This window comes from Aminobacter sp. J41, assembly GCF_000526635.1.
Lineage (GTDB): Bacteria > Pseudomonadota > Alphaproteobacteria > Rhizobiales > Rhizobiaceae > Aerobium.
The window spans coordinates 1-6,229 of the sequence record NZ_JAGL01000071.1 but is presented as its reverse complement, the minus strand read 5'-3'; the positions used below and the strand labels follow the sequence as shown (position 1 = coordinate 6,229).

Annotated in this window: 6 protein-coding genes and 1 pseudogene; 4 read left to right on the top strand and 3 right to left on the bottom strand. The window is 60.6% G+C overall.

Annotated elements, in window-relative coordinates; all coding sequences use genetic code 11:
- Positions 1–194: WGR domain-containing protein (locus L630_RS0120250; protein ID WP_024849999.1), on the bottom strand; the 194-nt coding region annotated here is incomplete at its 3' end.
- A 577-nt stretch (positions 195–771) separates the two neighbouring features.
- Positions 772–1,584: a GntR family transcriptional regulator gene (locus L630_RS0120245; RefSeq protein WP_084466252.1), complete on the bottom strand. Its 813-nt coding sequence runs from the start codon at positions 1,582–1,584 to the stop codon at positions 772–774.
- Positions 1,585–1,624: 40 nt separating this feature from the next.
- Between L630_RS0120245 and L630_RS0120240 the strand changes: the two genes are divergently transcribed.
- The 4 genes from L630_RS0120240 to L630_RS0120225 all read left to right on the top strand — a co-directional run bounded on the left by L630_RS0120240 (position 1,625) and on the right by L630_RS0120225 (position 5,819).
- Positions 1,625–2,965, top strand: coding sequence for an aspartate aminotransferase family protein (locus L630_RS0120240; protein WP_024849997.1), 1,341 nt, complete (start codon positions 1,625–1,627; stop codon positions 2,963–2,965).
- 36 nt (positions 2,966–3,001) lie between these two features.
- Entirely contained in the window at positions 3,002–3,955 is a 954-nt protein-coding gene (locus L630_RS0120235; RefSeq protein WP_024849996.1) for a TRAP transporter substrate-binding protein, read from the top strand.
- 73 nt (positions 3,956–4,028) lie between these two features.
- On the top strand, positions 4,029–4,535 hold the full coding sequence (locus tag L630_RS0120230; RefSeq protein ID WP_024849995.1) for a TRAP transporter small permease: 507 nt from the start codon (positions 4,029–4,031) through the stop codon (positions 4,533–4,535).
- A gap of 3 nt (positions 4,536–4,538) precedes the next feature.
- Positions 4,539–5,819 carry a TRAP transporter large permease gene (locus tag L630_RS0120225; protein ID WP_051473404.1) on the top strand — a complete coding sequence of 427 codons (1,281 nt, stop codon included), beginning with the start codon at positions 4,539–4,541 and terminating at the stop codon, positions 5,817–5,819.
- A 243-nt stretch (positions 5,820–6,062) separates the two neighbouring features.
- Here L630_RS0120225 and L630_RS22715 read toward each other — a convergent pair.
- Positions 6,063–6,229, bottom strand: a pseudogene (locus tag L630_RS22715) (IS3 family transposase); the annotation flags it as partial.

Sequence of the window (6,229 nt, the reverse complement as noted above, 5' to 3'; positions counted from 1 at the left end):
AGGCGATGTCTCTGTAACGCCGTCGATGCCGAAGCTTCATCCGGGTGCAGCTCGATGATCTGCCTGCCGCGTGTTCCGATCCTGCCCCACCGCCGCACCAGCGCCACGTCGCCGAACAGCGTCGGTTCAAGCGAGAGCGCGTAGAAGCGGTAGGCGTTATTGCCGGGATCGACACGATGCATCAGGAGCGTCATGCCCNGANTCTGACGGCGCGGCCTCCTTCCGTCCAACGCAAGTTTTGAATCGATTGGTCGGCGTCGATTCATGCAAATGATCGATAGCTGGCCGTGGGGTAGCGGCGCACTCCGAGGAGAAGGGAAGGGGCTCATGCAACTGTCTTGCTGAATAGGGGGCACCTGCGGCGATATCGAATCAGCGCAGCGCGTTCTTGCGCCGGCAAGCCAACCGACGTTTCCTTTCACACCGCCGCAGGTCTCCCATCGAAGCGGATGACCGGAATTCGCAGGATACCAACTTCGCGACGGTTCAGGCACTTCTGGCACCCATCTCGAGGCCCGATAAGGCAACATTATCGTGCATTGACATCATTTATCCGAGGCGGCGCTTCACACCCGTTCCTGGACAGAAACCGCATTTGTGCGATTTACATAATACGCAGTGTTCATCCGTGGGGGGGGGGCGGTACGGCCCGGACCGTCTCCGTGTGATCAGGGCAAGGAGGTTACCAAGGCGGTTGAGCGGGTGGCTTCGGGATTGCCGGAGTAGCGCTGCGATGGTTTGGTTGATGGCTAGTAGGTTCCCGACGTGCCCTCACTCGCCTTTCCGCGCCGTCAGTTTGCCCGCATCTTCGTCAGTGTGTCGCTGCGCAAGCTCGTACGCGCGGCCGCTATCGCCCGAACAGATTGCTTCGAGCAATGGTTCGTGCAGATCAACGATGGTTTCCGGCTGCTGGTAGAGGCCGTCCGCCATGCGCAGAAATAAGAGTGCAGGGCCCTCAAGCCGTTTGTACATGTCAAGCAGCAGCCTGCTGCCAGCAACTTCGATTACCGCGCGGTGAAAACGGAGGTCGAGTTCAAGAAGGCGCCGCCGTTGGTGGCGGCGCGAGGCCTGACGCATCTCATCGACTATCTTCGTCAGGCGTGTCCTGCCGTCGTCATCGATCTTTTCGGCTGCGAGCCGCGCTGCAAGTGACTCTAACGTGTCGCGCATCAACGAGATATCGCGAATGTCTTCCTGCGAGAGCGCGATGACGAAATTGCCCCGCCGTGGATGATGCTCGACCAGGCCGTCGGCCTGCAAGTACTTGAGAGCGCCGCGGATCGTGCCCTGGCTGACGCCGAAATGCTGGGCCAGGTCCATCTCGACCAGCCGGTCGCCGGGGTTCCACTGCCCCTCGAGAATTCCCTCCTTCACCGCGGAAGCAATCTCCGCCTCGAGGCTGGGGCGGACCTGGTTGTACGCTGCGGCCTTGGGCAAGGGTGATCCTTTCACAAATTGTGACGTTCCTTCGATAGTCAGGTTGCGCGTCGGTGTCATCCGTCCGGATGAGGCCGATGCGCAACTTTTTTGCGTATGGAGCGACCTCGCCGCAATATCACGATTGTATTTATTATCGATAATCATTAATCAGGCGGACCGTTGTATCCTGTCAGCGGAAAGGCCGATGAGTAGCGTATTTTACAGAGACTTCGCCGAGCAGCTTCCTCTGGTGGAACGCGCTGACGGTGTCTGGATCCAGGACGTCAGCGGGAAGCGTTACCTTGACGGCATGGGCAGCGCCGGCGTGATCGGTATCGGCCATGGCAGGTCAGAAATATATGAGGCGCTGGCAGCGGAAGGTCAGCGCGTTAGCTATGTCTACACTGCGTCCTTCACCCATCCGTGGCAGGAAGAATTGGCGTCGTCCGTTCTGTCGGTCGCGCCGAAGGGAATGTCCGCAGTGTATTTCGTGTCCGGAGGTTCGGAGGCCAATGAGACGGCCCTCAAGCTTGCCCGCCAGTACCACGTCCTGCGCGGCGAAGGCTCGCGCCACAAGATGCTTGCCCGCTGGCAAAGCTATCATGGCGTGACGATCGCGACATTGTCGCTTTCCGGCCGTACATCCTGGCGCGCTCCCTACGATCCCTACATGCTGCCAGTGGTGCACGTCTCGCCTCCCTACAATTACCGCTGCAATATCTGCAACGGGACGGGCGACTGCACCGACCACTGCATTGAGGAACTTGAGCGTACTATCCTGCTTGAGGGACCGGAGACCATCTCCTGCTTCTTTGCCGAAACGATCGTCGGCACGACGGCATCAGGGGTTACCCCGGGGCCGGACTACTACCGCCGCGTACGCGAGATCTGCGATCGTTACGGCATTCTCTTCATCGCGGATGAAGTGCTGATTGGCTATGGCCGCACCGGCCGGCCGTTCGCCATCGAGGACTGGGGCGTGCTCCCCGACATGATCACCTGCGGCAAGGCCATCGGCTCGGGCTATGCGCCGCTCGGAGCGGTCATTGTTTCCGACAAGATCGCTGGCTTCTTCCGTGATGGTCAACGCCGTTTTGTCCACGGTTTCACCTATTCTGGTCACGCTATGTCATGTTTCGTTGGCCAGAAGGTCTTCGAGATCATGCAGCGCGAGGATCTGTTCGCGCGTCCCGGCCGGATCGGCAGTTACCTGCATCAGCGCCTTGGCGCGCTGCAACAGCGGCATCCGGCGATCGGCGATGTGCGTGGTCGTGGCCTCTATGCCGGCGTCGAATTCGTCAGCGACCGCGCAACCCGCGAACCGTTCCCTGAAGCCGTACGGTTCACGACGCGGCTCGTCGGAATGATGAGGGATCGTGGCGTGATCGTCGGCGGCGGCGTGCCCGGTTCGAACTACGGCAAGGGTGGCGACCACATCCAGATCAGCCCCCCCTTCACCATCAGCGAGACCGAGATCGATGTCATCGTTGACACGCTCGATGAGGTGCTGACCGTGCTCTCCGCTGAGATCGGCGGCAGGGAGTAGGACCGCTTGCACAAATTATCCAACAGAGGGAAAACCATGAAGAAACTGATCACTGCCGCAGTCCTGGGAATGCTGATGGCGGGCACCGCGCATGCGGACATCTCGTTCCGCATCGGTGGGGCGGGCTCGGAGTCCAGCCCTGACACCAAGGCAATGGAGGTGTTCACCGAGAAGCTGAAGGAGCGCCTTGGCGACGGCGTGGAGGTCGAGCTCTACCCGAATTCGCACCTCGGCACGGTCGACGAGATGGTCGAACAGGTGAAGGGTGGCGTGCTCGAGTGCATGTACGAGAGCGTCGGTGTGCTCGGCTCCTTCCACCCCGCCGCCAACATCGAAGGAGTTGCGTACGTCTATCATGACGTCGATCACTTCTTCCGCATCTGGCGCGGCCCAGTCGGTCAGGAAATTCTTGACTCCATCGCCAACGAGGCCGGCTTCCGCGTCGTCGGTCCTGCCTTCCATGGCTTCCGTCAGATGCTGACCAACAAGCCGATCGAGAAGGCCGAGGACCTCGACGGCATGAAGATCCGTGCGCCGGGCATCCCGGCCTACATCGAGTCGATCCGTGCAATGGGAGCGAGCCCGACCACCGTCGCTTTTGAGGAGGTCTACGCTGCGTTGCAGAGCCACGTCGTAGACGGCGTTGAGCAGCCGCTGACCGCAATTAAAGACAAGCGGTTCCATGAGGTAGTCGAGCATCTCGCTCTGACCAACCACATGGCCGAAACCATGGGCTTTATGTGCAACGCCGAGTGGTACGCGGGTCTGGACGACGCAATCCGCGCCGCAATCGAGGCAGCTGCCGTCGATAGCGCCGATTGGTACCGCGCCTACACGGAAGAATCCCAGGCCAAGCTGCTTGCGGATCTGGAGGCTGAGGGGGCAAAGGTGACCCGTCCTGACACCAAGGCGTTCATCGAGCGCGTCAGCGCGGCAAACTATGATCCGGCCTTGCAGCCGATCATCGAGAAGGTTCGCGCCGTCGAGTAAGGCTGGACGCCTGCCGCCGCCCCCCTTCAGCGGGGGCGGCGTTCCACGCCGCATCCAAGCCCAGGATCTTCCGATGAGCTCAATTCTTGTCCGGCTCGGCGACGTCTTGCGTAGTCTGCTTGCCGTTATGGTCGCAGCTGCGCTGTTCCTGATCGTTATCCTCGTCTTCTACCAGGTCATCACGCGCTACTTCACCGGTGCTGCGACACCCGACCTTGCGGAGATCGCACGCTTTCTCTTCATCTGGCTGGTCTTTTCCGGCGCCGCATGGCTTGTGGGTAAAGGCGATCTGATCGCGATCGACTTCTTCTCGGAACGAATGAGCCCGGGCGCAAAACGGCTGCTGCTGATCTTTGTTGATCTCTGCACCGCAATCCTGCTGGTGGCTTTGCTCACCTATTGCGGCAAGCTGCTCGACATCGTGGCCATCAAGCGGGCGCCGGCGACCGGTATCCCCTATGGCTGGGTGTACATGGCGCTGCCGTTCTACTGCGTCCTCGGCCTGTGGTTCATTTTCGAGCGAGCGGTCACGACCCGCCTGTTTGCTCGCGTCTCCGTAAAATCCGGCCTGGAGGTCTAGACGATGTTCGTGCTGCTGGTCCTCACTCTGCTCCTCCTGGCGCTGATGTTCCTGGCCGTGCCCATTGCGATTGCGCTAGGGCTCGCCTCGCTTGTCATTATCCTCATCTGGGGCATGCCGGGCTTTGTGCTCGCGCAGAAGATGGTGAACGGCATCGATTCGTTCCCGCTGCTTGCCGTTCCGTTCTTCATTCTTGCCGCCGCGATCATGAATTCGGGCGGCATCACCACTCGCATCGTGGATCTGCTGGGCTCGGCCATGGGACGGCTGCGGGGCAGCTCAGGTCAGGTGAACATTGGCACCAACCTGTTTCTTGCGGGCATTTCCGGCTCTTCGGTCGCTGATGCGTCGGCGACAGGCGCTCTGCTTATCCCCGAGATGAAGAAGGAGGGTTATTCCGGCGCGTTCGCCGGAGCGCTCACCGCGACCGCCGCGCTGCTCGGCCCGATCCTGCCGCCGTCGATTCCCCTCATCATCTACGGCGTCATTGCCGAGGTCTCGATCATGAAGCTGTTCGTCGGCGGTTTCTTCCCGGCGATGATGATCGCGGTTGCGCTGGTGATTTTCGTTGATTGGTACGCGCGCAAGCACGACTTGCCGCGGCGCGGGCGCCAGAGCGGCACCGAGATCTGGCGCAAATTCCGTTTGTCCGTTTGGGCGATGTCTATGCCCCTCCTTCTGATCATCGGCGCGCGTGGCGGCTTCTTCACCGTCACGGAGATTGGCGCGGTGCTTGTCGTCTACGCGATCTTTGTCGGCTGGGTGATCCACCGCGAGTTTCGCTGGAGCAGTTTCCCGGCGATCCTCAAAGAGGCCGGAATGCAGACCGCGAACATCATGCTGGTGGTTTCCGCTTCCTCCTTCGTCGCATATCTACTCGTAGTGCACGGCGTGCCAAAGGACCTGTCGCGCTGGATTGAAGCGGCCCAGCTTTCACCTGTGGCCTTCTTGCTGATGATCAATGTCGTCCTTTTGGTCGCAGGTGCGTTCCTCGATTCCACGCCCGCGACGATCATCATCGTGCCGATCGTCCTGCCCTCGGCAATCGCTCTGGGCATCGACCCGGTCCATTTTGGTCTTGTCGTGGTGCTCAACCTGATGATCGGTCTGATCCATCCGCCGATGGGCCTCAACCTCCTGATCGCTCAGTCGATCGCAAAGGAGCCAATGGAGGCAATCCTCAAGGAGAGCATCCCGCTGCTCGGGATCATGTTGCTGATCCTGCTGCTGGTTACATTCATCCCGGCAACAGTCTTGTGGCTGCCGAACGCCGTGGGGATGTGATGTCGATTTGAGCAGCGGATCGCATCGGGTTGGTGATCTAATCCTACTGAACAAACTTTTACGCCTTTAACGCGATCGACCCGTCTAGAGCGCCCGGTGGCGCGCGTCTTGGGCCTGTTCAGCCACAGGTGGACACAAGTTCAGGTCGCGCGCGTGCAGCGAACTCGACCCGTCGTGCTTCCGGAACGCGAATTGCCGAAGAAGTGAACCGCGCCGGGATTGCCGGAGGCATTTTGGTTTGAGTCACGCTGCCATGGCCGGCTCTTCGAGCATAGCGTAGTAGCGTTCCTCGGCTTCGGTCGGCGGGATGTTGCCGATGGGCTCCAGCAGCCGGCGATTGTTGAACCAGTCGACCCATTCCAGCGTCGCGAACTCGACGGCCTCGAACGAGCGCCATGGCCCGCGTCGAT